This is a genomic window from Pseudomonas sp. BJP69, assembly GCF_007633355.1.
GTDB classification, from domain to species: Bacteria; Pseudomonadota; Gammaproteobacteria; order Pseudomonadales; family Pseudomonadaceae; genus Aquipseudomonas; species Aquipseudomonas juntendi.
Genome location: NZ_CP041933.1, coordinates 1 through 21,562, shown reverse-complemented (window position 1 = coordinate 21,562; position 21,562 = coordinate 1). Strand labels below are relative to the sequence as shown.

Sequence of the window (21,562 nt, the reverse complement as noted above, 5' to 3'; positions counted from 1 at the left end):
TGTAACCCTTCAACGAACCAGGGCGGCGTAACGATCGCAATCGATGGTGTGGTCCATGACCATGCCGGTGGCTTGCATGAAGGCATAGCAGATGGTCGGGCCGACAAAGGTGAAGCCGGCTTTCTGCAGCGCCTTGCTCATGGCCTTGGCCTCATCGGTGACCGCCGGCACGTCAGCGCGGCCCTGGAAGTGATTGATCTTCGGCGCACCGCCCACGAACGACCACAGCCATTCGGCGGGGTTATCCACAGCCAGCCAGGCCTGCGCATTGCGCCGGGCAGCCTTGAGTTTGAGGCGGTTGCGGATGATCCCGGGGTCCTGCATGAGCGCTTCGATGCGTTCGTCGCTGAGGGTGGCCAGTTTGACCGGGTCGAACCCGTGCATTACCTCGCGGTAACGCTCGCGTTTGCGCAAAACGGTGATCCATGAAAGCCCGGCCTGGAACCCTTCGAGCAAAAGCATCTCGAACAGCAACGCCGGATCGCGCTGCGGCGTTCCCCATTCCTGGTCATGGTAGGCCTGGTACAACGGATCGTCGGTACACCAAAAGCAGCGTGGCATAAGGCTCCAATGAGTAGAGGGCGAGGCGAATCAGGTTATACTCCCGCTCTTTACATCCGCATCCCCAGATACAGGTGAATTTCGTGAGCCAGCCTACGCCAGCCGTGCGTACCTTCCAAGACCTGATCCTCGCCCTGCAAAACTACTGGGCAGCTCAAGGTTGTGTGGTGCTTCAGCCCTACGATATGGAAGTAGGCGCCGGCACTTTCCACACCGCAACGTTCCTGCGCGCCGTGGGTCCAGAAACCTGGAACGCCGCCTACGTGCAGCCTAGCCGTCGCCCTGCCGACGGGCGGTATGGCGAAAACCCCAACCGCCTGCAGCACTACTACCAGTTCCAGGTGGTGCTCAAGCCGAACCCGGCCAACTTCCAGGAGCTGTACCTGGGCTCGCTGAAAGCCATTGGCCTGGACCCGCTGGTGCACGACATTCGCTTTGTCGAAGACAACTGGGAATCGCCGACCCTCGGCGCCTGGGGCCTGGGCTGGGAAATCTGGCTGAACGGCATGGAAGTCACCCAGTTCACCTACTTCCAGCAGGTAGGTGGCATCGAGTGCTACCCGGTCACCGGTGAAATCACCTACGGCCTCGAACGCTTGGCCATGTACATCCAGGGCGTCGATTCGGTCTATGACCTGGTGTGGGCCGACGGCCCGTTCGGCAAGGTCACCTACGGTGACGTGTTCCACCAGAACGAGGTGGAGCAGTCGACCTACAACTTCGAACACGCCAACGTCGACAAGCTGTTCGAACTGTTCGACTTCTACGAAAGCGAAGCCAACCGCCTGATCAAGCTGGAGCTGCCGCTGCCGACCTATGAAATGGTGTTGAAGGCCTCGCATACCTTCAACCTGCTGGACGCCCGCCGCGCCATCTCGGTGACCGAGCGCCAGCGCTACATCCTGCGTGTGCGTACCCTGGCCCGGGACGTGGCGCAAAGCTATCTGCAAGCCCGCGCACGCCTGGGCTTCCCGATGGCCACCCCCGAACTGCGTGACGAAGTGTTGGCTAAGCTGGAGGCTGCACAATGAGTGCTCAAGATTTCCTGGTAGAACTGGGCACTGAAGAGCTGCCTCCCAAGGCCCTCGCCAGCCTAGGCGACGCCTTCCTGGCCGGCATCGAAAAGGGCCTGCAGGCCGCTGGCCTGAACTACACCGGCAAGCAGGTCTATGCTGCGCCGCGTCGCCTGGCCGTGCTGATTCGCCAGCTGGACGTGCAGCAGCCTGACCGCAGCATCAACATCGACGGCCCCCCCCTGCAGGCTGCTTTCAAAGACGGCGAGCCGACCCAGGCTGCCCTGGGCTTTGCCAAGAAGTGCGGTGTAGAGCTGGCCGAAATCGACCAGAGCGGCCCCAAGCTGCGTTTCTCCCAGCACATCCCAGGCAAAGCGACCGTCGGCTTGCTGCCGACCATCGTCGAGGACTCGCTGAACGATCTGCCCATTCCCAAGCGCATGCGCTGGGCCGCCAGCCGTGAAGAGTTCGTGCGCCCGACCCAATGGCTGGTCATGCTGCTGGGCGACCAGGTGGTCGATTGCACCATCCTGTCGCAGAAGGCCGGCCGTGAATCCCGTGGCCACCGCTTCCACCACCCGGAAAACGTGCTCATCACTGCCCCCGCCAACTACGTCGAAGACCTGCGCAAAGCCTACGTGCTGGCCGACTTCGCCGAGCGCCGCGAGCTGATCAGCAAGCGTACCGCAGAGCTGGCCATGCAGCAGGAAGGTACGGCCATCGTGCCACCGGCGCTGCTGGACGAAGTGACCGCGCTGGTCGAGTGGCCGGTGCCGCTGGTGTGCTCGTTCGAGGAGCGTTTCCTCGAAGTGCCGCAGGAAGCCCTGATCACCACCATGCAGGACAACCAGAAGTACTTCTGCCTGCTGGACAGCGAAGGCAAGCTGCTGCCGCGCTTCATCACCGTGGCCAACGTTGAAAGCCGCGACCCGAAGCAGATCGTGCAAGGCAACGAGAAAGTCGTGCGCCCACGCCTGACCGACGCCGAATTCTTCTTCAAGCAGGACAAGAAGCAGCCGCTGGAAACCTTCAACGAGCGCCTCAAGAACGTGGTCTTCCAGGCTCAGCTGGGCACTGTGTACGACAAGGCCGAGCGCGTTTCCAAACTGGCTGCCTTCATCGCCCCGCTGATCGGCGGCGACGCCCAGCGCGCCGGCCGGGCCGGCCTGCTGTCGAAATGCGACCTGGCCACTGAAATGGTCGGCGAATTCCCGGAGATGCAGGGTGTTGCCGGTTACTACTACGCGCTCAACGACGGTGAGCCGCAAGACGTCGCCCTGGCGCTGAACGAGCAGTACATGCCACGCGGTGCTGGTGCCGAGCTGCCGCAAACCCTCACCGGTGCCGCCGTGGCCATCGCCGACAAGCTCGACACCCTGGTGGGCATCTTCGGCATCGGCATGCTGCCAACCGGCAGCAAAGACCCGTACGCCCTGCGCCGTGCAGCGCTGGGTGTGCTGCGTATCCTGATCGAGAAGCAGCTGGACCTGAACCTGACCGGTGCGGTGGAATTCGCGGTCAAGCAGTTCGGTGCCAAGGTCAAGGCTGCCGGCCTGGCCGAGCAGGTGCTGGAGTTCATCTTCGACCGCCTGCGTGCGCGCTACGAAGACGAAGGCATCGACGTGGCCACCTACCTGTCGGTACGTGCCCTGCAGCCTGGCTCGGCGCTGGACTTCGACCAGCGTGTACAGGCGGTGCAAGCGTTCCGCAAGCTGCCCGAAGCCGAGGCCCTGGCCGCGGTCAACAAGCGTGTGTCGAACCTGCTGAGCAAGGCAGAAGGCGCCATCGCCGAGCAGGTCGAGCCGAAGTACTTCGACAATGCCAACGAGTTCTCGCTGTACTCGGCCATCCAGCAGGCCGACCAGGCCGTGCAACCGATGGCTGCTGCACGGCAGTACAGCGAATCGCTGGCCCGCCTGGCAGCCCTGCGCGACCCGGTTGATGCCTTCTTCGAGGCGGTCATGGTCAACGCCGAAGACGCCAAGGTACGTGCCAACCGCTACGCCCTGCTCAGCCGCCTGCGCGGCCTGTTCCTGGGTGTGGCCGACATCTCGTTGCTGGGGTAAGCCTTGAAACTGCTGATTCTCGACCGTGACGGGGTGATCAACTACGACTCCGACGCCTACATCAAGACGCTGGAAGAGTGGGTCCCGATCCCAGGCTCGGTCGCAGCGATCGCGCAGTTGAGCAAGGCGGGCTGGACGGTGGCCGTGGCCACCAACCAGTCCGGTATCGCCCGTGGCTATTACCCGCTGGCAACCCTCGAGGCCATGCACGCGCGCCTGCGCGCGCTGGTGGCCGAGCAGGGCGGCGAGGTTGGCCACATCGTGTATTGCCCGCACGGCCCGGATGAAGGCTGCGATTGCCGCAAGCCCAAGCCAGGCATGCTGCGGGCGATCGCCGAGCATTACCAGGTCGGCCTTGAAGGCGTCTGGTTCGTTGGCGACAGCAAAGGTGACCTGGAGGCCGCCCTGGCCGTCGGTGCACAACCCGTGTTGGTGAAAACCGGCAAAGGTGAGCGGACCCTGGCAAAAGGTGTTCCGGAAACTACACTGATTTTCGACGATCTGGCAGCTATCGCCAGAGAACTAATTTAAACAGTGCGCCTGCGGGCGCATTTTTCTCAGGCGGGCATGCCCCGCAATGGTACAAGCCACTATGTCGATCCTGCAGGCGATCAGAATCTTTCTTTTTTACCTGCTGCTGGGCACCAGTTCGTTGCTGTGGTGCTCGCTGAGCTTTTTCGTCGCGCCGTTTCTGTCGTTCCCCAAGCGCTACAAGTTCATCAATGTGTACTGGTGCCGCTGCGCCTTGTTCCTCGTGCGGACGATTCTGGGCATCGACTACAAGATCACCGGTGCCGAGAACGTGCCGGCCGAGCCTTGCGTGATCCTGTCGAACCACCAAAGCACCTGGGAAACATTCTTCCTGTCGCAGTACTTCTCGCCGCTTAGCCAGGTGCTCAAGCGCGAACTGCTGTACGTGCCGTTCTTCGGCTGGGCCATGGCCATGCTGCGGCCGATCGCGATCAACCGCGACAACCCGAAGGAGGCACTGCGCCAGGTCGCGAGCAAGGGCGATGAGCTGCTCAAGCAGAAGACTTGGGTGCTGATCTTCCCGGAGGGCACCCGTGTGCCATTCGGCACGGTCGGCAAGTTCTCGCGCGGGGGCACCGCGCTGGCAGTCAATGCCGGGCTGCCGGTACTGCCGATTGCCCACAACGCCGGCAAGTTCTGGCCGAAAACTGGTTGGGGCAAGCGCTCGGGCACCATCGAGGTGGTGATTGGCGAGCCGATGTACGCCAACGGCACCGGGCCACGGGCCATTGCCGAGCTCAACGACCGCGCTCAGGCGTGGAACGAAGCAACCCAGCGGGCCATGGGCTCGCTGCCGCCAGCAGCAGAAGAACCGCAGGAGCAGATGGCGTGATATCTGTGGATAACTTGTGAGCACTTTTTCGTTGAAATGCTTGAAGTAAGCGCTAAGTTATTGAATTGGCTGTTTATTTTTGGGTGTGACATTTTTCTGAAAAGCGTGCATAAGTTTTTTCGGGGCATAAGAAAACCGGCTTTTACAGCCGGTTTTTTTTGGGCTCCATTTCCAGTACGCATCGCTTTGTGTAGGAGCGGCCTTGTGTCGCGATGGGCCGCAAAGCGGCCCCGGCAATGTGTGCATCAAGGCAAAATCCTGGGGCCGCTGCGCGGCCCATCGCGACACAAGGCCGCTCCTACAAGGATCCGCGCCCGCTTTCAGATCTTGTCGATATCCACATCCTTGGTTTCTTTCAGGCAGAAAATCCCCACCACCAAGCTGATGCCGGTCACCAGGATCGGGTACCAAAGCCCGTAGAAGATGTCTCCGGTGTACACCACCAGTGCAAACGACACGGTGGGCAGGAAGCCGCCGAACCAGCCGTTGCCAATGTGGTAGGGCAGCGACATCGAGGTGTAGCGAATGCGGGTCGGGAACAGCTCGACCATCACTGCGGCCAACGGACCGTAGGTCATGGTCGCGATCAGGATCATCGCCACGATCAGCACCACGACCATCACCTGGTTGACCTGCGCGGGGTCAGCCTTGGCCGGGTAGCCTGCCTGCTCCACCGCCGCACGCATCGCGGCTTCGTCGAAGCCGTTGATGGTCTTGTCGCCCACATTCACCACTACCTCGCTGCCGGCTACGCTGACCGAGCTGTAAGGCAGGCCCTGTTTGACCAGGAAGGTCTTGACCTTGTCGCACGGGCTGTCGAAACGGGCCTTGCCGACCGGGTCGAACTGGAACGTGCAGCCTTGCGGATCAGCAGTGACCACGATCGGCGCCTGGCGGCTGGCGGCGTCAATTTGTGGGTTGGCATAGTGGCTCAAGGCCTTGAACAGCGGGAAGTACAGCACCGTGGCCAGCAGCAAGCCCAGCATCAGGATCGGTTTGCGCCCGATACGGTCCGACAGCCAGCCAAAAAACACGAAGAACGGCGCACCGATCACCACGCTGATGATCAGCAGGGTATTGGCCTGGGCCGGGTCTACCTTCAGCATCTGGGTCATGAAGAACAGCACGTAGAACTGCGCGGTGTAGAAGGTCACCGCTTGCCCGGCATTGATACTGAACAGTGCAGTCAGTACGACTTTGAGGTTCGGCCACGAGGTGAACGACTCCCGGATCGGCGACTTGCTGACCTTGCCCTGGGCCTTCATTTTCACAAAGGCTGGCGACTCATGCATGCTCATGCGGATCCAGGTGGAAATGCCCAGCAGCACGATCGACAGCAGGAACGGCAGGCGCCAGCCCCAGGTTTCGAACTGATCGCCACTGACATAGCGGCTGCCCAGTACCACCAGCAACGACAATAACAGGCCCAGGGTGGCGGTGGACTGAATGAAGCCGGTGTGGAAACCGCGCTTGCCCGGGGGGGCATGTTCGGCCACATAAGTGGCCGCACCACCGTACTCACCGCCCAGCGCCAGGCCCTGCAGCATGCGCAGTATCACCAGAATGATCGGTGCGGCGATGCCGATGCTGGCATACGTGGGCAGCAAGCCCACGGCGAAAGTGGACAGCCCCATCAGTACGATGGTGACCAGGAAGGTGTATTTACGCCCGATCATGTCTCCCAGGCGGCCGAACACCAATGCACCGAACGGCCGCACAAGGAAGCCGGCAGCGAAGGCCATGAGGGCGAAGATGAAAGCGGTGGTGTCGTTCACACCCGCAAAGAACTGCTTGCTGATGACCGCTGCCAACGCGCCATAGAGAAAAAAGTCATACCACTCGAACACCGTCCCGAGGGATGACGCGAAAATGATCTTGCGTTCCTCACGACGGTTGGAACTGCCGGCCGCCGCAGCCTGCTCTTGAATGTAATCCGACATCGTTGCTGTCCTCGGCCCGCAGGCCACAGTGATTATTCTTGTTGTTCCACTGTCGGCAGCCTTCGACCGCAAGCTGCCGCTACTGCACGCACCCGGGTCAGGGCGTCGGTAACGCGTCTTCGTTCAGGTAGGTCTGGGTAGCAGCTCCTTTGAGAATCAGTTGTGCCGCCTTTTCGGCGATCATCAGGGTGGGGGAACAGGTATTGCCTGAGGTGATCTGCGGCATGATCGAGGCATCGGCCACGCGCAGGCCGGGGATGCCATGCACGCGCAGCTGGTTATCCACAACGTCCATCGCACCATTGCCCATGCGGCAGGTACCCACCGGGTGGAAAATGGTAGTGCCGATCTTGCCGGCAGCCTCGATCAGGTCCTGTTCGCTTTGCAGGGCCGCGCCAGGCAGATATTCCTCGGGCTCGAATACGGCCAGGGCAGGGGCCTGAACGATGCGCCGGGTAAGGCGGATGGCATCGGCGGCCACCTGCAGGTCCTGGGGGTCGCTCAGGTAGTTGGGGTCGATCAGCGGCGTGCTGTGCATGTCGGTGCTGCGGATATCGATACGCCCACGGCTGGCCGGGCGCAGGTTGCAGACCGAGGCGGTAAAGGCCGGGAAGCGGTGCAACGGCTCGCCGAAGCGCTCCAGCGACAGCGGCTGCACGTGGTACTGCAGGTTGGCGGTGGCCTGGTCGGGGCTGGACCGCACGAACGCGCCCAACTGGCTCGGGGCCATGGCCAGCGGGCCGCTGCGGTCGTAGAGGTAGCGCAGGCCCATGCCCATCTTGCCCCACAGGCTGTTGGCCATCTGGTTCAAGGTGCGGGTATTGCGGATCTGGTAGATCAGCCGCAATTGCAGGTGGTCCTGCAGGTTGCCACCCACGCCAGGCATGTGGTGGCGCACGCCAATACCCAGGCTTTCCAGCAATTGCCGGGGGCCGATGCCGGAGCGTTGCAGGATGCCCGGGGAACCGACCGCCCCAGCACACAGCACGATCTCGCGGCGAGCCGCAAACTCGTGCCAGGCGCCTTGCCAGAATGCTTTCACCGCACGTGCGCGGGTATTGTTGAGCAGCACCTGGTCAACCTGCACACCGGTAAGCACGGTGAGGTTGGCGCGGTGCTGAACCGGCCGCAGAAACGCCTTGGAGGCATTCCAGCGCACGCCACTGCGTTGGTTGACCTGGAAATAACCACACCCCTGGTTATCGCCGGTGTTGAAGTCATCCACCTTGGCGATGCCGCTTTGCTCGGCGGCGTCGCGGAAGGCATCCAGTATCGGCCAGCTGTAGCGCTGGCGTTCTACCCGCCACTCGCCACCGCCGCCGTGGTGCTCGCTGGCGCCAGCAAAGTGGTTTTCACTGGCCTTGAACAGCGGCAGCACGTCCTTCCAGGCCCAACCGGGGTTGCCCTGTTCGGCCCAGTGGTCGTAGTCGGCAGCCTGGCCACGCATATAGATCATGCCATTGATGGAAGAGCAGCCGCCCAGCACCTTGCCGCGCGGGTAGCCCAATGCGCGCCCACCCAGGCCGGGCTGGGCTTGGGTCTTGAAGCACCAGTCGGTGCGTGGGTTGCCAATGCAGTAGAGGTAACCCACGGGAATGTGAATCCAGGGATAGTTGTCCCGCCCGCCCGCTTCCAGCAGCAGCACGCGGCAAGCAGGGTCGGCGGACAAGCGGTTGGCCAGCAGGCACCCGGCGGGGCCGGCGCCTACCACCACGTAATCGAAGACAGAATCGGCTGACGGCATGTGCAACCTCGGGCCTGATTATTATTCTTGTCCCGATCCATCTTAGTGCGTAATTTCGTGGGTGAAACACGCGATTTCGCGCAGCGGTTGTGCGTTTTAGCACAGCGGCAACTCTGTACAGGCCTCTTCGCGGGTTCACCCGCGAAAGGGGCCCACGAACAGCCATAAGGATCAGCATGTTCGACTGGAACGATCTGCGGTTTTTCCTCGAGTTGCAGCGCAGCGGCCGCCTGCTTACCGCCGCCAAGCGCCTCAATACCACCCATAGCACCGTGGCCCGGCACATCGAGCGCATCGAGGAAAGCCTGGGCACGGCCTTGTTCGTGCAACACGCCCAAGGCTATGAGCTGACCCCTTCGGGCCAGGCCCTGCTCAAGCACGCCGAAGCCATGGAGAACGTCGCCCTGCTGGCCCAGGAAGAAATCACCCAGGCCATCACCCCGCTGGGCAAGATCCGCCTGGGGGTCACCGAAGGCATTGGCATCATGTTCTTCACCCCGCGCATGAACGCGCTGTTCGAGCGCTACCCCGGGCTGGAAGTGGAGCTGGTGGCAGTGCCGAGGTTCGTCAGCATCCTCAACCGCGAAGCCGAGATCAGTATCCACCTGGAGCGGCCCAACGCCGACCTGCTGATCACGCGCAAACTCACCGACTACCGCCTGGCCCTGTATGCCAGCCAGGGCTACCTCGACCGCGCACCACCCCTGCGCAACCGCGAAGATCTGGCCCGCCACAGCTGGATCGGCTACGTCGACGACCTGCTGTTCAGCCAGGAGCTGCTGTTTCTCAACAGCTTCTGCCGGGCGCCCAATGTAGTCTTCCGCAGCACCAGCGTGATTGCCCAGCAGGTGGCCGCACGTGCTGGGCTGGGCATTGCAGTGCTGCCCAACTACATGGCCCGGCACGACCCGACCCTGGTCCGCGTACTGCCTGGCGAAACCATCCAGCGCAGTTACTGGATCTGTACCCGCCGCGAGCTGCACAAGTCGGTGCGCCTGCGGGTCGTATGGGATTACCTGCTGGCGCTGTGCGCAGAGCAACAGGGCGAGCTGTTAGCTCAGTAATGCCTTGCTGGCCAGCAGCAGGGCAGCGGCGCAACCTGCCACGGCAAACATCTGCTGCAGCCGTGGGCCGGCCAACCTGGCCGCCAGGGGGCGCGCCAGCAGCAAGCCAAGCACGGCGCCGACAGCGAACGGGCCACCCACTTGCCAATGCAGGACACCTGCAAGGCTGGCACTGATCACACTGCCGGCAGACACCAAGGCAATCACCGCCAGCGACGTGGAGACGATCGTGGCCATGCGCAGGTTGGTATAGCGGTTGAGCGCCGGAATGATCACGAACCCGCCCCCCACACCGAGCAGGCCAGACAGCAAGCCGGACAGCGCACCGGTGAATGCCAGGGCGCGAGCGCAGGGCAGGGTCCAGCGCAAGCGGCCCTGCAGCGGGTTCAGCACACATGGCTCGATGAAGCGATGCGCATCGTTGGCTTCGCCACGCAGCTCCCTGGCCGCCTTGCGCCAGATACGCAGGCAGGCGTAGGTGAGCACACCGGCGAACACCAGTTGCAACGGCGTATTGGGCAAACGGTGCGCCAGCATCAACCCCAGTGGCGCTGCCGCCACCCCGATCAAGGCGATGAACAGTGCCGCCCGATAGCGCACCAGGCCGCGACGCAAACCCAGTACCGCGCCCACGGCTGCCGCCAGGCCAACCGCCAACAAGCCGACCGGTGCCGCCTCGACCATCGACAGGCCAAGGCCGAACACCAACAGGGGCACGGCAAGAATGCCTCCGCCGGCGCCCGTCAACGCCAGCACGGCGCCGATGATGGCCCCCAGGGCTGCGCCAAGCAGTTGAGTTTCGATCACTGCCCGCCCTCTGCTACCAACGGTTGTGGCCGTGCCAGCCACTCCCGCCCCTTGAGCATGCCTTGCCAGTACAGCGGCGGCAGGGCCTGGGCCTTGAGCAGCCAAGCCAGGCGGGTCGGCTTGCGACCGTCCAGCAACCAATTGGGGAAGCTGGGCGCCAGCTTGCCGCCATAGGTGAACTCGGCCAGCACGATCTTGCCGCGCTCGACCGTGAGCGGGCATGAGCCGTAACCGTCGTACTGGGCCAGTGTCTGCAACCGCCCCAGCGCTACCAGCACATTATTGGCCACTACCGGAGCCTGCTTGCGGGCCGCTGCAGCGGTCTTGGCGTTGCTGGTGTTGGCCACATCGCCCAAGGCGTGAACAGTGCTGTACTGGCGATGGCGCAGGGTGTGCGGGTCTACATCGACCCAGCCGGCAGTGTCGGCCAGTGGGCTTTCACGAATGAAGTCCGGCGCGACTTGCGGCGGAACCACATGCAGCATGTCGAAGGCCTCGACGCGGGTTTCGCTGCTGCCATCGGGCAGGCTACGCACGAAGGTGGCGCGTTGGTTGGGGCCGTCTACGGCGACCAGCCGATGGCTGAAATTGAGGTCCACGGCATATTTTTCGATGTACTGCATCAAGGCAGGCACGTAGTCGGCCACACCGAACAAGACTGCGCCGGCATTGAAGAAGCTGGCTTTGATCGCGCCCAGGTGACCGTGGCGTAGCCAATGGTCGCACGACAGGTACAGCGCCTTCTGTGGCGCGCCGGCGCACTTGATCGGCATGGGCGGCTGGCTGAACAGGGCACGGCCGTGCTTGAGCTTTTGCACGAGCTCCCAGGTATAGGGCGCCAGGTCGTAGCGGTAATTGGAGGTGACCCCGTTATGGCCCAAGGTCTCGCTGAGCCCATCAATGGCCGCCCAATCGAGCTTCAGGCCAGGGCAAACCACCAGTTGTTCATAGCCGATGGCCCGGCCATCTTCGAGCATGACCAACTGGCGCACCGGGTCGAAACCCTGGACGCGCGCCTTTACCCAGCGCACCCCGCTCGGAATCGTCGAAGCCATGGTGCGGGCAGTGCTCGCCGCGTTGAAAACACCAGCGCCGACCATGGTCCAGCCAGGTTGGTAGTAGTGCACCTCGGCTGGGTCGATCAAGGCCACATCCAGGGACGCGTCGCGGCTGATCAGGCTGGATGCAGTGGCGATCCCGGCGGCACCGGCACCGACGATGACCACTGTGTGGTGGTCGGTATGGGTAGTGGACGACAAGGCAGGCATGGCAATAAATCCTGGAAATCTGGTTATAGGGCAGGGCGCTTACAGCGTGTTCAGCGGGATCTTCAAATACCTGACGCCGTTGGCTTCCGGCTCCGGGAAGTGGCCACTGCGCATGTTCACCTGCACCGACGGCAGGATCAGCACCGGCATGTCGAGGGTTTTGTCGCGGGCCTCGCGCATGGCGACGAAGCTGTCCTCGTCGATACCCTGGTGGATGTGGATATTGCTGGCGCGCTGCTCGGCAACGGTGGTGACGTACTGCATTTCGCGACCACCTGGCAGGTAGTCGTGGCACATGAACAGGCGGGTCTGGTCAGGGAACGCCAGCAAGCGCCGGATCGAGCGGTACAGCGTACGGGCGTCGGCGCCGGGGAAATCGCAACGGGCAGTACCGTAGTCAGGCATGAACAAGGTGTCACCGACGAACACCGCGGTCTCACCCGCATCCTCGATCATGAAGCTCATGCATGCAGGCGTGTGCCCAGGGGTGTGCAATGCACGCGCATGCAGGTTGCCGATGCAGAAACCTTCTTCGTCTTCGAACAGCACATCGAATTGGCTGCCATCACGGGCAAAGCCAGGCTCGGCGTTGAACAGGCTGCCAAAAACCTTCTGCACCTGGGTGATGTGCGCACCAATGGCGGTATGGCCGCCAAGCTTCTCCTTCAGGTAGGCCGCTGCCGATAGGTGGTCGGCATGCACATGTGTTTCAAGTATCCAGCGCACGCTGGCGTGCAATTCAGCCACGCGCTCGACCAGCCGATCTGCTGAGGCAGTACAGGTGCGCCCGGCCTTGGGGTCGTAATCCAGCACGCTGTCGATCAACGCGCACTGCCGGGTTTCACAGTCCATGACCAGGTAGCTGATGGTCGAGGTCGCCTCATCGTAAAAGGCGTCCACGTGAAGGTTGTTGCCGATGATCATCACGTTCTCCAGTTATCCGACGCGTCTATTCAAGGCGTAGGCAGTGACAGGAGGTTTATCAAGATGCATGCCAGGCTCTTTATCGTGCCGGGCCCAACGAAACCGGAGCAGTGCTGACAGCGCCTGGCTGAATTGGCAGCATGATTGGCAGTCGACTGTCAGCCAATGGCAGTGTTTGGCAGTCCTTGTTACCCTGCATCCATCATCCGAACGGTGCTGTCATGCCTGAAACCCATCCGTTTATCCTGGCGCTGGTTTCCTACCTCGAGCACGATGCCCTGCCGACCATCGTGCTGGACACCGACTACAACATCCTGGCAGCCAATGCTGCGTATCGCCGCCAGTTCGGCCAGCACGAACAAGCACCCCTAGGGGAAAAGTGCCACAGGGTGTCGCACCACTATGCCGTGCCATGCGACCAGGCTGGCGAGCATTGCCCGATGCGCAAAGCCTGGGACAGCAAGGTCGCGGAGCGTGTGTTGCACATTCATCACACGCCACGCGGGCCCGAGCACGTGGATGTAGAGCTGCGGCCGATCCTGGACGAACAGGGTACGGTCGTAGCCTTTGTCGAACGCTTGACCACCATCACGCTGGCCTCGGCCCAGCCGCAAGAGCAAGGGCTGGTCGGCCGTGCGCCGGCCTTCAAGGCAGCCCTGGCCAGCCTGCAACGCGCGGCGCCAGCGCAGATCCCTGTCTTGCTGCAAGGTGAGTCAGGCACCGGCAAGGAGCTGTTCGCCCGTGCGCTGCACATGGGTAGCGCCAGGGCAAACGGCCCACTGGTGGTGGTGGACTGCACCGGCTTGACCGAGTCATTGTTCGAGAGCGAACTGTTCGGGTACGAAAAAGGCGCGTTCACCGGTGCCAACCAGCGCAAGATCGGCCTGGCCGAAGCCGCCCATGGCGGCACGCTGTTCCTTGATGAAATTGGTGAAGTGCCGCTGGCGATGCAGGTGAAGCTGTTGCGCCTGATCGAGTCTGGCAGCTTCCGCCCGGTAGGCAGCCTGCGCACAGTGCATTCGGATTTCCGCCTGGTGTCGGCCACGCACAAACCCCTCAGGCAAATGGTTGCCGATGGCAGCTTCCGTGAAGACCTGTACTACCGCATCAGCGGCTTCCCGATTCGCCTGCCGGCACTGCGTGAGCGGGTAGAGGACCTCCCCTTGCTGGCGCAGAGCCTGCTGCAACGCATGGCGGGCACATCGGTCCCCAGCTTGAGTGACGATGCCTTGCAGCGCCTTGCCTTGCATCCGTTCCCGGGCAACATCCGCGAGCTGCGCAATGTTCTGGAACGGGCGCGGTTGTTCACTGATGATGGGGTGATCAGGCCGGAGCACCTGCCCGAGGACATCGGCGCGCAAACGCCGGTGAGCCGTGGCGCAAAGCGCCGTGACCTCGGTGAACTGGCCCAGGCCCTGGAACAGTTCAAAGGTTCGCGCAGTGAGCTGGCGCTTTATTTGGGCATGAGCGAACGCACGCTATACCGTCGCTTGAAAGCGCTTGGGCTACGCTAGCTTCGTGTTTTTGCCAGGCCACCTTTACCGGACCTTTACCTCTGTCCTGACATTAAACGATCTGGTTCATGGTCTGATTGGTTAACCGTACCCGGTAACTGAGAGATTCAGCCGGGCGTTAATACACAGAGGACCGCAACGATGAAAAAGACCCTGACCATGATTTGCGCGGCGCTGATGCTCAGCGCACCTCTGGCAAGCTTCGCGCAGCCTGGCCCACCTGACCGTCATGATGGCGGCCCAGGGCACCCAGGCAACCCGCCCCACGCTCAGCCGCAGGGCCGCCACGACAATGGCCGCGGGCCTGCTTATCGCGACCCGAACTTCCACCCGCAAAAAGGCATGCCGGTGCCCCACCAGCAGTGGCGCCGCGGCCATGTGGTCGACCCGCATTACCGTGGTGACCGTTACTGGGTAACCGACTGGAAGGCGCGGCACCTGTATGCACCTCCGCGCGATCACCGCTGGTTGTACGTGAACGGTGACTACGTACTGGTCGCCATCGCCAGCGGAGTGATCGTCAATATTCTCAGCGGCTACTGATGTGTGGGAACACGCTGTTCAGTTAGCAACTGGGGCTGAACTACGCGCCAGGATGTGCTCGGGCATGTTCGATCACCATGTGGTGCCTGCCTCGAACGCTTCGCAAAAAAACCGCAGTAGTGAAATGCCTGTCAGTTAAGTAATTTGGGGCCGCTGTGCGACCCTTCGCGGGCCCGCCCGCTCCCACAGGGGATCGCGCATTTCTTGAGGTCAGCGCCAAACATGTGGGAGCGGGCGTGCCCGCGAAGGGCTGCAAAGCAGCCCCAGTAACGCTTAACTGACAGGCATTACGCAGTGGCGGTTTTTTTCGGTGACCGGTAGGGGTCAGGCTTTGAACCCGGCCGGTCAACATTTGCGACACCGGGCCGCTCTGTCTTGAACCTACACCCGATCAGAAGTCCAGGTTAGAAACCGACAGGGCATTGCTCTCGATGAAGTCACGGCGTGGTTCGACCGCATCACCCATCAGGGTGTTGAAGATCTGGTCGGCAGCGATTGCATCTTCGATGGTGACCTTGAGCATACGGCGCACGGTTGGGTCCATGGTGGTTTCCCACAGCTGCTCAGGGTTCATCTCACCCAGCCCTTTGTATCGCTGGATAGTATGCCGCTTGGTGCTTTCGTTCATCAGCCAGTCCAGCGCTTCCTTGAACTCGCTGACCGCCTTGCGGCGCTCGCCGCGCTGCACATAAGCACCTTCGCCCAGCAGGGTAGAAAGGTTGGCCCCCAGCTTCACCACCGTACGGTAGTCGTTGCTGCCAAAGAAGTCGCGGTTGAACGTGACGTAGCTGGCCAGGCCGTGGGAGGTCACTTCCACTTCCGGCAGCCACACATTGCGCTCTTTGTCTTCGCGCAGGCTGGCCTGATAAGCAAGACCGGACTTCTGGCTGTTGCTCAGGCGCGCCTGGAACTTCACCAGCCAGGCTTGCATCGCAGCGTGATCGCCCAGTTGCTCGACGGTCACTTCCGGCAGGTAGATGAAATGCTCGGTGATGTCTTCTGGGTACAAGCGCGACAGGCGCTTGAGCGTTTTCATCACACCGCGGAATTCGTTGACCAGGTTTTCCAGTTGTACACCGGCAACCGCTGGCGCCGACTCGTCCAAGTGCAGGCTGGCATCTTCCAGGGCCGACTGGGTCATGTACTCTTCCATGGCCTCGTCGTCTTTGATGTACTGCTCCTGCTTACCTCGCTTGACCTTGTACAGCGGCGGCTGAGCAATGTAGATGTAGCCGCGCTCGACAAGCTCCGGCAACTGGCGGAAGAAGAAGGTCAGCAACAAGGTACGGATGTGCGAACCGTCAACGTCAGCATCGGTCATGATGATGATGTTGTGATAACGCAATTTGTCGATGTTGTACTCTTCGCGGCCAATGCCACACCCCAGCGCCGTGATCAGCGTGCCCACTTCCTGGGACGAGATCATCTTGTCGAAGCGCGCCTTCTCGACGTTGAGGATCTTACCCTTCAGCGGCAGGATCGCCTGGGTACGGCGGTTACGGCCCTGTTTGGCGGAGCCACCTGCGGAGTCACCCTCCACTAGGTACAGTTCAGAAAGGGCAGGGTCCTTTTCCTGGCAGTCCGCCAATTTGCCCGGCAAGCCGGCAATGTCCAACGCGCCCTTGCGACGGGTCATTTCACGGGCTTTGCGGGCCGCTTCCCGAGCACGCGCAGCGTCGATCATCTTGCCAACGACGGCCTTGGCCTCGTTGGGGTTCTCCAGCAGGAAGTCGGCAAAGTACTTGTTCATTTCCTGCTCAACGGCGGTTTTCACCTCCGAGGAAACCAACTTGTCTTTGGTCTGTGAGCTGAACTTAGGGTCCGGGACCTTCACCGAAATGATCGCGGTCAGGCCTTCACGGGCATCGTCGCCAGTGGTGGCTACCTTGTTCTTCTTCGCCAGACCTTCCTGCTCGATGTAGTTGTTAAGGCTACGGGTCAGCGAGGAACGGAAGCCCACCAGGTGGGTACCACCATCACGCTGTGGAATGTTGTTGGTGAAGCACAGCAGGTTTTCGTTGAAGCTGTCGTTCCATTGCAGTGCAACTTCAACACCTACGCCATCCTCGCGCTGCACATTGAAGTGGAACACCTGGTTGTTGACCGGAGTCTTGTTGGTGTTCAGGTACTCAACAAACGCTCGCAGGCCACCTTCGTATTTGAAGAACTCTTCCTTACCACTGCGCTCATCCTTCAGCAGAATGCCGACGCCCGAGTTTAGGAACGACAGTTCGCGAATCCGCTTGGCCAGGATGTCCCAGCTGAAATGGATGTTCTTGAAGGTTTCAGCCGAAGGCTTGAAATGGATATGGGTGCCCGTGGTTTCGCTGTCACCCACAACCGCCATCGGCGCTTGTGGAACACCGTGAACGTAGGTCTGCTCCCAGATCTTGCCGCTGCGGCGAACGGTCAATACCAGCTTCTCGGAGAGGGCGTTTACGACCGAAACCCCAACACCGTGCAAACCGCCGGAAACTTTGTAGGAGTTATCGTCAAACTTACCGCCGGCGTGCAGGACAGTCATGATGACCTCAGCGGCGGAAACACCTTCTTCTTTATGCACATCGACCGGAATGCCGCGACCGTTGTCGCGGACACTGATGGATTCGTCCGGGTGAATAATGACAGTAATGTCATCGCAGTGACCGGCGAGGGCTTCGTCGATCGAGTTGTCGACCACTTCGAAGACCATGTGGTGCAGGCCGCTACCATCATCGGTGTCGCCAATGTACATGCCGGGACGCTTGCGTACGGCATCCAAACCTTTCAGCACCTTGATGCTGGAGGAGTCGTACGTTTGATTTTCGCTCATGCCTTCACTCCCGATGGTCGTGGGTCTGGGTGATACGGCCTTGTTCCACGTGGAACAAAGCAACTGGCGTTTCCGTCTGCCAGCCTTCCCTCAGTAATTCGTGATCTACACAGGTGATGAACACCTGGCAGCGTAATTCTTCAAGCAAGCGGCACAGAGCGCGGCGGTGCTGGTCGTCGAGTTCGGACGGCAAGTCATCCACGAGATAAATACAGTGACCGCGGCGAGCCTGGCTGACGAGGTGGCCTTGGGCAATGCGCAGTGCGCACACCACCAGCTTTTGCTGACCACGCGACAAAATGTCGGCTGCATTATTGGCAGCCAGGCGAAGACGCAAATCAGCGCGCTGCGGACCGGCTTGGGTATGGCCTATCTGCTGATCGCGAAGGAGAGAGGAGGCGAGTACTTCTTGCAGTTCCCGGTCCTTGTCCCAGCCTCGGTAGTAGCTCAGGGTCAACCCGTCCAGTTCGACCAGTTCGCTCAGGGTTCGCTCGAAGACAGGCTTCAAGGCCTTGATATAGTTGCGACGGTATTCATCTATTTCCGCACTGGCCAGGCACAGTTCCCGGTCCCAGGCGGCTTGCGAAGCTGGGTCAAGTGTACCATGCCGCAACCATGAGTTCCGCTGCCGCAGCGCCTTCTGCAGCCGTTGCCAAGCGGGTAGGAAGCGAGGTTCCACGTGGAACACTCCCCAATCCAGGAACTGGCGACGGATTTTTGGTGCGCCCTCCAGCAGCCGAAAGCTGTCGGGGTTGATGAGCTGCAACGGCAGCAGCTCTGCCAACTGCGCAGCGCTACGGGCGTTCTGCCCATCGATGCGAATGGTAAAGTCCCCCTGGCGCTCGCGGGACACACCGAGGTTACTGGTGCCGCCCTCCGTCAATTGCACCTCACCAAACACGGTACAGGCAGCCTGTTCGTACTGTATGACCGGGTTCAAGCGGGTGCTGCGGAATGAGCGCGCTAATCCAAGCAAATGCACGGCTTCCAGCACACTGGTCTTGCCACTGCCGTTGGCGCCGTAAAGGATATTGATGCGGGGGGAGGGTGAGAGCGTCACCGGGTGCAGGTTGCGCACCGCGGTGACCATGATACGTCGAAGGGACATGTCGCCTGCTACAGGTTACAGGCGCATCGGCATGACAACGTAGGAAGAATCATCATTCCCGGCTTCCTGCAGCAGCGCACTGCTGTTGGAGTCAGACAGGATCAGACGAACTTGCTCAGTGGTCATCACGCCCAGCACATCCAGCAGGTAGCTGACGTTGAAGCCGATTTCCAGCGAGCTACCATCGTAGTCCACACTGATTTCTTCTTCCGCCTCTTCCTGCTCGGGGTTATTGGCCTGAATCTTCAATTGGCCAGCAGCCAGCTGCAGGCGAATACCGCGGTACTTCTCGTTGGAAAGAATCGCGGTACGGCTGAATGCCTCACGCAACGCCTGACGATCGCCAACCACCACCTTGTCGCCGCCTTTGGGCAATACGCGCTCATAGTCGGGGAATTTTCCGTCTACCAGCTTGGAGGTAAAGGTGAACTCGCCAGTGGTCGCGCGAATGTGGTGCTGGCCGAGCACGATGCTGACCATGCCTTCTGGGTCGGTCAGCAAGCGCGCCAACTCCAGGATACCTTTGCGGGGCACGATGACCTGGTGACGGTCGTCTTGCTCGATGGGCGCCGTCATTGAGCACAGGGCCAAGCGGTGACCGTCGGTAGACACTGCACGCAGGGTGTTGCGGGAAACCTCAAGCAGCATGCCGTTGAGGTAGTAGCGCACATCCTGCTGAGCCATGGCGAAGCTGGTGCGCTCGATCAAACGGCGCAGCTTGCTCTGCTCCAGGTTGCAGGTCAGCGAACCCGGGCCTTCTTCCACTGTGGGGAAGTCGTTGGCAGGCAGGGTGGACAAGGTGAAACGGCTACGGCCGGCCTTGAGCAACAGTTTCTGCTCGTCGACTTTGATATCGATCAGGGCGTCATTGGGCAGGCTTTTGCAGATGTCCATCAGCTTGCGCGCCGGGACAGTGATCTCGCCAGGCTCAGCCGGCTCTTCCAGTTGCACGCGGCCTACCAGTTCGACTTCCAGGTCGGTACCGGTCAACGACAGTTGCTGGCCTTGCACGACCAGCAACACGTTGGACAGGACCGGCAAGGTCTGACGGCGCTCGACGACACCGGCGACCAGTTGCAGGGGTTTCAACAGGGCTTCGCGTTGAATGGTGAAATGCATGGTCTAGTCCCTTGCCTTCAATTAGCTGCGCACACGGCCATCAGGTCGTCAGCGTTCGCAGCAGGTTCTTGTAGTCCTCGCGGATATCCGCGTCGGATTCCTTCAATTCGTTGATCTTGCGGCAGGCGTGCAGCACGGTCGTATGGTCGCGCCCGCCAAACATGTCGCCGATTTCCGGCAAGCTATGGTTGGTCAGCTCTTTGGACAGCGCCATGGCCACCTGGCGAGGGCGCGCCACGGAACGCGAGCGTCGCTTGGACAGCAAATCGGAGATCTTGATCTTGTAGTATTCGGCGACGGTACGCTGAATGTTATCCACACTGACCAGCTTGTCCTGCAGGGCCAGAAGGTCCTTCAGCGATTCGCGGATCAGCTCGATGGTGATATCGCGCCCCATGAAATGCGAGTGAGCGATCACCCGCTTCAGCGCACCTTCCAGTTCGCGAACGTTGGAACGGATACGCTGGGCGATGAAGAACGCTGCATCATGCGGCAGTTCGACCTTGGCCTGGTCAGCCTTCTTCATGAGGATGGCTACACGCGTCTCCAGCTCTGGCGGCTCTACGGCAACCGTGAGGCCCCAGCCAAAGCGCGACTTCAAGCGCTCTTCCAGGCCTTCGATCTCTTTGGGGTAGCGGTCGGAGGTCAGGATGACCTGCTGGCCACCCTCAAGCAGCGCGTTGAAGGTGTGGAAGAATTCTTCCTGGGAGCGCTCCTTGCGGGCAAAGAACTGGATATCGTCAATCAGCAGCGCATCTACCGAACGGTAGAAACGCTTGAATTCGTTGATGGCATTGAGCTGCAGCGCCTTGACCATGTCTGCGACGAAGCGCTCCGAATGCAGGTACACAACCTTGGCGTTCGGGTTCTTCTTCAGCAGGTGGTTACCCACAGCATGCATAAGGTGGGTTTTACCCAGACCCACTCCGCCATAAAGGAACAACGGGTTGTAGCCATGCTTGGGGTTGTCTGCGACCTGCCAGGCCGCTGCGCGCGCCAGCTGGTTCGACTTACCCTCGACAAAGGTATCGAAGGTGAAGGTTCGGTTCAGATAGCTGGTGTGCTTGAGCGCACCTTCAACCTGTACGGTGCGCTGTTCGGCCCTGCCACCGGTGGCTGGCGCAGCGGCCGGCTCAGCCATGGCATCGAAGCTGTCGCGCGAAGACGGCTCGGCCATTTCATCCATCGGCACAGATTCGGTAACCGTTACTGCTGCAGGTTCGAGTGTGGCCGCAGCAGGCGCAGCCTTGAGGGTCTGGCTTTTGGCCTGGGTCTGCGCCTGTGAAGCGGCGACCGCAGCACTGACCGGCGCGTTGGGCGCGGCGCGCGGGGCCGAGCTGCGGCGGCTGCCTATTAATAAGGAAAGGGCAGGTGCTATGCCGCTGCCGTTCTCGCCCAACAATTCGAGCAAGCGGCCCAGGTACTTTTCATTGACCCAATCGAGAACGAAACGGTTAGGCGCATAGACGCGCAACTCGTCGCCTTCGGCTTCGACCTGTAGCGGACGGATCCAGGTGTTGAATTGCTGGGCAGGCAGTTCATCGCGCAGAAGCTCCACGCACTGCTGCCAAAGTTCCACTGACACGGATATCCCCTGAGTTTGAAAGCCGGATGAGGCAAAAACAAACCGCCATTGTACCGGTCGAGCGTCCAGTTATCCACATGTGGACACATGAGTAACCATGACAAATCAGCCATTTATCGACCAGATTGGCA

17 protein-coding genes are annotated in these 21,562 nt (G+C 61.2%); 7 read left to right on the top strand and 10 right to left on the bottom strand.

Features of this window, described 5'->3' with window-relative positions; translation table 11 throughout:
• Positions 1–9: 9 nt before the first annotated feature.
• Positions 10–561, bottom strand: a complete 552-nt coding sequence (locus tag FPB55_RS00085; RefSeq protein ID WP_009684690.1) for a DNA-3-methyladenine glycosylase I — start codon at positions 559–561, stop codon at positions 10–12.
• Positions 562–644: 83 nt separating this feature from the next.
• Between FPB55_RS00085 and glyQ the strand changes: the two genes are divergently transcribed.
• From glyQ to FPB55_RS00065, 4 genes are read left to right on the top strand one after another with little or no spacing between them, the layout of a single operon-like run.
• The gene (gene glyQ, locus FPB55_RS00080) at positions 645–1,592 is read left to right on the top strand and encodes a glycine--tRNA ligase subunit alpha (RefSeq protein ID WP_003253126.1); all 948 of its coding nucleotides are present in this window, start codon (positions 645–647) and stop codon (positions 1,590–1,592) included.
• Positions 1,589–3,640 carry a glycine--tRNA ligase subunit beta gene (gene glyS, locus FPB55_RS00075; protein ID WP_029886429.1) on the top strand — a complete coding sequence of 684 codons (2,052 nt, stop codon included), beginning with the start codon at positions 1,589–1,591 and terminating at the stop codon, positions 3,638–3,640. Before glyQ ends, glyS begins: the two co-directional genes overlap by 4 nt.
• 3 nt (positions 3,641–3,643) lie before the next feature.
• Positions 3,644–4,171, top strand: coding sequence for a D-glycero-beta-D-manno-heptose 1,7-bisphosphate 7-phosphatase (gmhB, locus tag FPB55_RS00070; RefSeq protein WP_009684688.1), 528 nt, complete (start codon positions 3,644–3,646; stop codon positions 4,169–4,171).
• A gap of 46 nt (positions 4,172–4,217) precedes the next feature.
• The gene (locus FPB55_RS00065) at positions 4,218–5,003 is read left to right on the top strand and encodes a lysophospholipid acyltransferase family protein (RefSeq protein WP_029886430.1); all 786 of its coding nucleotides are present in this window, start codon (positions 4,218–4,220) and stop codon (positions 5,001–5,003) included.
• A 320-nt stretch (positions 5,004–5,323) separates the two neighbouring features.
• Here FPB55_RS00065 and FPB55_RS00060 read toward each other — a convergent pair whose 3' ends face one another.
• Positions 5,324–6,943, bottom strand: a complete 1,620-nt coding sequence (locus FPB55_RS00060) for an MFS transporter (protein WP_009684686.1) — start codon at positions 6,941–6,943, stop codon at positions 5,324–5,326.
• A 97-nt stretch (positions 6,944–7,040) separates the two neighbouring features.
• The gene (locus FPB55_RS00055; RefSeq protein ID WP_029886431.1) at positions 7,041–8,687 is read right to left on the bottom strand and encodes a GMC family oxidoreductase N-terminal domain-containing protein; all 1,647 of its coding nucleotides are present in this window, start codon (positions 8,685–8,687) and stop codon (positions 7,041–7,043) included.
• 176 nt (positions 8,688–8,863) lie between these two features.
• Between FPB55_RS00055 and FPB55_RS00050 the strand changes: the two genes are divergently transcribed.
• Positions 8,864–9,751, top strand: coding sequence for a LysR family transcriptional regulator (locus FPB55_RS00050; RefSeq protein WP_029886432.1), 888 nt, complete (start codon positions 8,864–8,866; stop codon positions 9,749–9,751).
• Here FPB55_RS00050 and FPB55_RS00045 read toward each other — a convergent pair.
• From FPB55_RS00045 to FPB55_RS00035, 3 genes are read right to left on the bottom strand one after another with little or no spacing between them, the layout of a single operon-like run.
• Positions 9,740–10,558: a sulfite exporter TauE/SafE family protein gene (locus FPB55_RS00045; RefSeq protein ID WP_009684683.1), complete on the bottom strand. Its 819-nt coding sequence runs from the start codon at positions 10,556–10,558 to the stop codon at positions 9,740–9,742. The two genes, FPB55_RS00050 and FPB55_RS00045, sit on opposite strands and share 12 nt — an antisense overlap.
• Positions 10,555–11,826 carry an FAD/NAD(P)-binding oxidoreductase gene (locus FPB55_RS00040; protein ID WP_144187312.1) on the bottom strand — a complete coding sequence of 424 codons (1,272 nt, stop codon included), beginning with the start codon at positions 11,824–11,826 and terminating at the stop codon, positions 10,555–10,557. Before FPB55_RS00040 ends, FPB55_RS00045 begins: the two co-directional genes overlap by 4 nt.
• A 39-nt stretch (positions 11,827–11,865) precedes the next feature.
• Positions 11,866–12,750 carry an MBL fold metallo-hydrolase gene (locus FPB55_RS00035; RefSeq protein WP_009684681.1) on the bottom strand — a complete coding sequence of 295 codons (885 nt, stop codon included), beginning with the start codon at positions 12,748–12,750 and terminating at the stop codon, positions 11,866–11,868.
• 221 nt (positions 12,751–12,971) lie between these two features.
• Here FPB55_RS00035 and FPB55_RS00030 point away from each other — a divergent pair, with 221 nt between their 5' ends.
• Both FPB55_RS00030 and FPB55_RS00025 read left to right on the top strand, forming a co-directional pair.
• The gene (locus FPB55_RS00030; RefSeq protein ID WP_144187311.1) at positions 12,972–14,264 is read left to right on the top strand and encodes a sigma-54-dependent Fis family transcriptional regulator; all 1,293 of its coding nucleotides are present in this window, start codon (positions 12,972–12,974) and stop codon (positions 14,262–14,264) included.
• A gap of 141 nt (positions 14,265–14,405) precedes the next feature.
• Positions 14,406–14,807 carry an RcnB family protein gene (locus FPB55_RS00025; protein WP_064314242.1) on the top strand — a complete coding sequence of 134 codons (402 nt, stop codon included), beginning with the start codon at positions 14,406–14,408 and terminating at the stop codon, positions 14,805–14,807.
• Positions 14,808–15,198: 391 nt separating this feature from the next.
• Here FPB55_RS00025 and gyrB read toward each other — a convergent pair whose 3' ends face one another.
• The 4 genes from gyrB to dnaA are packed head-to-tail and all read right to left on the bottom strand — an operon-like array spanning position 15,199 to position 21,431.
• The gene (gene gyrB / locus FPB55_RS00020) at positions 15,199–17,619 is read right to left on the bottom strand and encodes a DNA topoisomerase (ATP-hydrolyzing) subunit B (RefSeq protein ID WP_009684678.1); all 2,421 of its coding nucleotides are present in this window, start codon (positions 17,617–17,619) and stop codon (positions 15,199–15,201) included.
• A 4-nt stretch (positions 17,620–17,623) separates the two neighbouring features.
• Entirely contained in the window at positions 17,624–18,727 is a 1,104-nt protein-coding gene (gene recF / locus FPB55_RS00015) for a DNA replication/repair protein RecF (protein ID WP_029886849.1), read from the bottom strand.
• A gap of 15 nt (positions 18,728–18,742) precedes the next feature.
• On the bottom strand, positions 18,743–19,846 hold the full coding sequence (dnaN, locus tag FPB55_RS00010; RefSeq protein ID WP_029886848.1) for a DNA polymerase III subunit beta: 1,104 nt from the start codon (positions 19,844–19,846) through the stop codon (positions 18,743–18,745).
• 40 nt (positions 19,847–19,886) lie between these two features.
• Complete coding sequence (gene dnaA / locus FPB55_RS00005) at positions 19,887–21,431, bottom strand: chromosomal replication initiator protein DnaA (RefSeq protein ID WP_125854600.1); 1,545 nt, start codon at positions 21,429–21,431, stop codon at positions 19,887–19,889.
• Positions 21,432–21,562 lie beyond the last annotated feature (131 nt).

Bases quoted from the DNA above. Each gene is read 5' to 3' on its own strand.
- glyS (WP_029886429.1), top strand. From the start codon at position 1,589: ATGAGTGCTCAAGATTTCCTGGTAGAACTGGGCACTGAAGAGCTGCCT.
- FPB55_RS00055 (WP_029886431.1), bottom strand. From the start codon at position 8,687: ATGCCGTCAGCCGATTCTGTCTTCGATTACGTGGTGGTAGGCGCCGGC.
- dnaN (WP_029886848.1), bottom strand. From the start codon at position 19,846: ATGCATTTCACCATTCAACGCGAAGCCCTGTTGAAACCCCTGCAACTG.
- FPB55_RS00030 (WP_144187311.1), top strand. From the start codon at position 12,972: ATGCCTGAAACCCATCCGTTTATCCTGGCGCTGGTTTCCTACCTCGAG.
- FPB55_RS00065 (WP_029886430.1), top strand. From the start codon at position 4,218: ATGGTACAAGCCACTATGTCGATCCTGCAGGCGATCAGAATCTTTCTT.
- FPB55_RS00035 (WP_009684681.1), bottom strand. From the start codon at position 12,750: ATGATCATCGGCAACAACCTTCACGTGGACGCCTTTTACGATGAGGCG.
- FPB55_RS00025 (WP_064314242.1), top strand. From the start codon at position 14,406: ATGAAAAAGACCCTGACCATGATTTGCGCGGCGCTGATGCTCAGCGCA.
- gyrB (WP_009684678.1), bottom strand. From the start codon at position 17,619: ATGAGCGAAAATCAAACGTACGACTCCTCCAGCATCAAGGTGCTGAAA.
- FPB55_RS00050 (WP_029886432.1), top strand. From the start codon at position 8,864: ATGTTCGACTGGAACGATCTGCGGTTTTTCCTCGAGTTGCAGCGCAGC.
- recF (WP_029886849.1), bottom strand. From the start codon at position 18,727: ATGTCCCTTCGACGTATCATGGTCACCGCGGTGCGCAACCTGCACCCG.
- FPB55_RS00085 (WP_009684690.1), bottom strand. From the start codon at position 561: ATGCCACGCTGCTTTTGGTGTACCGACGATCCGTTGTACCAGGCCTAC.
- FPB55_RS00060 (WP_009684686.1), bottom strand. From the start codon at position 6,943: ATGTCGGATTACATTCAAGAGCAGGCTGCGGCGGCCGGCAGTTCCAAC.
- FPB55_RS00040 (WP_144187312.1), bottom strand. From the start codon at position 11,826: ATGCCTGCCTTGTCGTCCACTACCCATACCGACCACCACACAGTGGTC.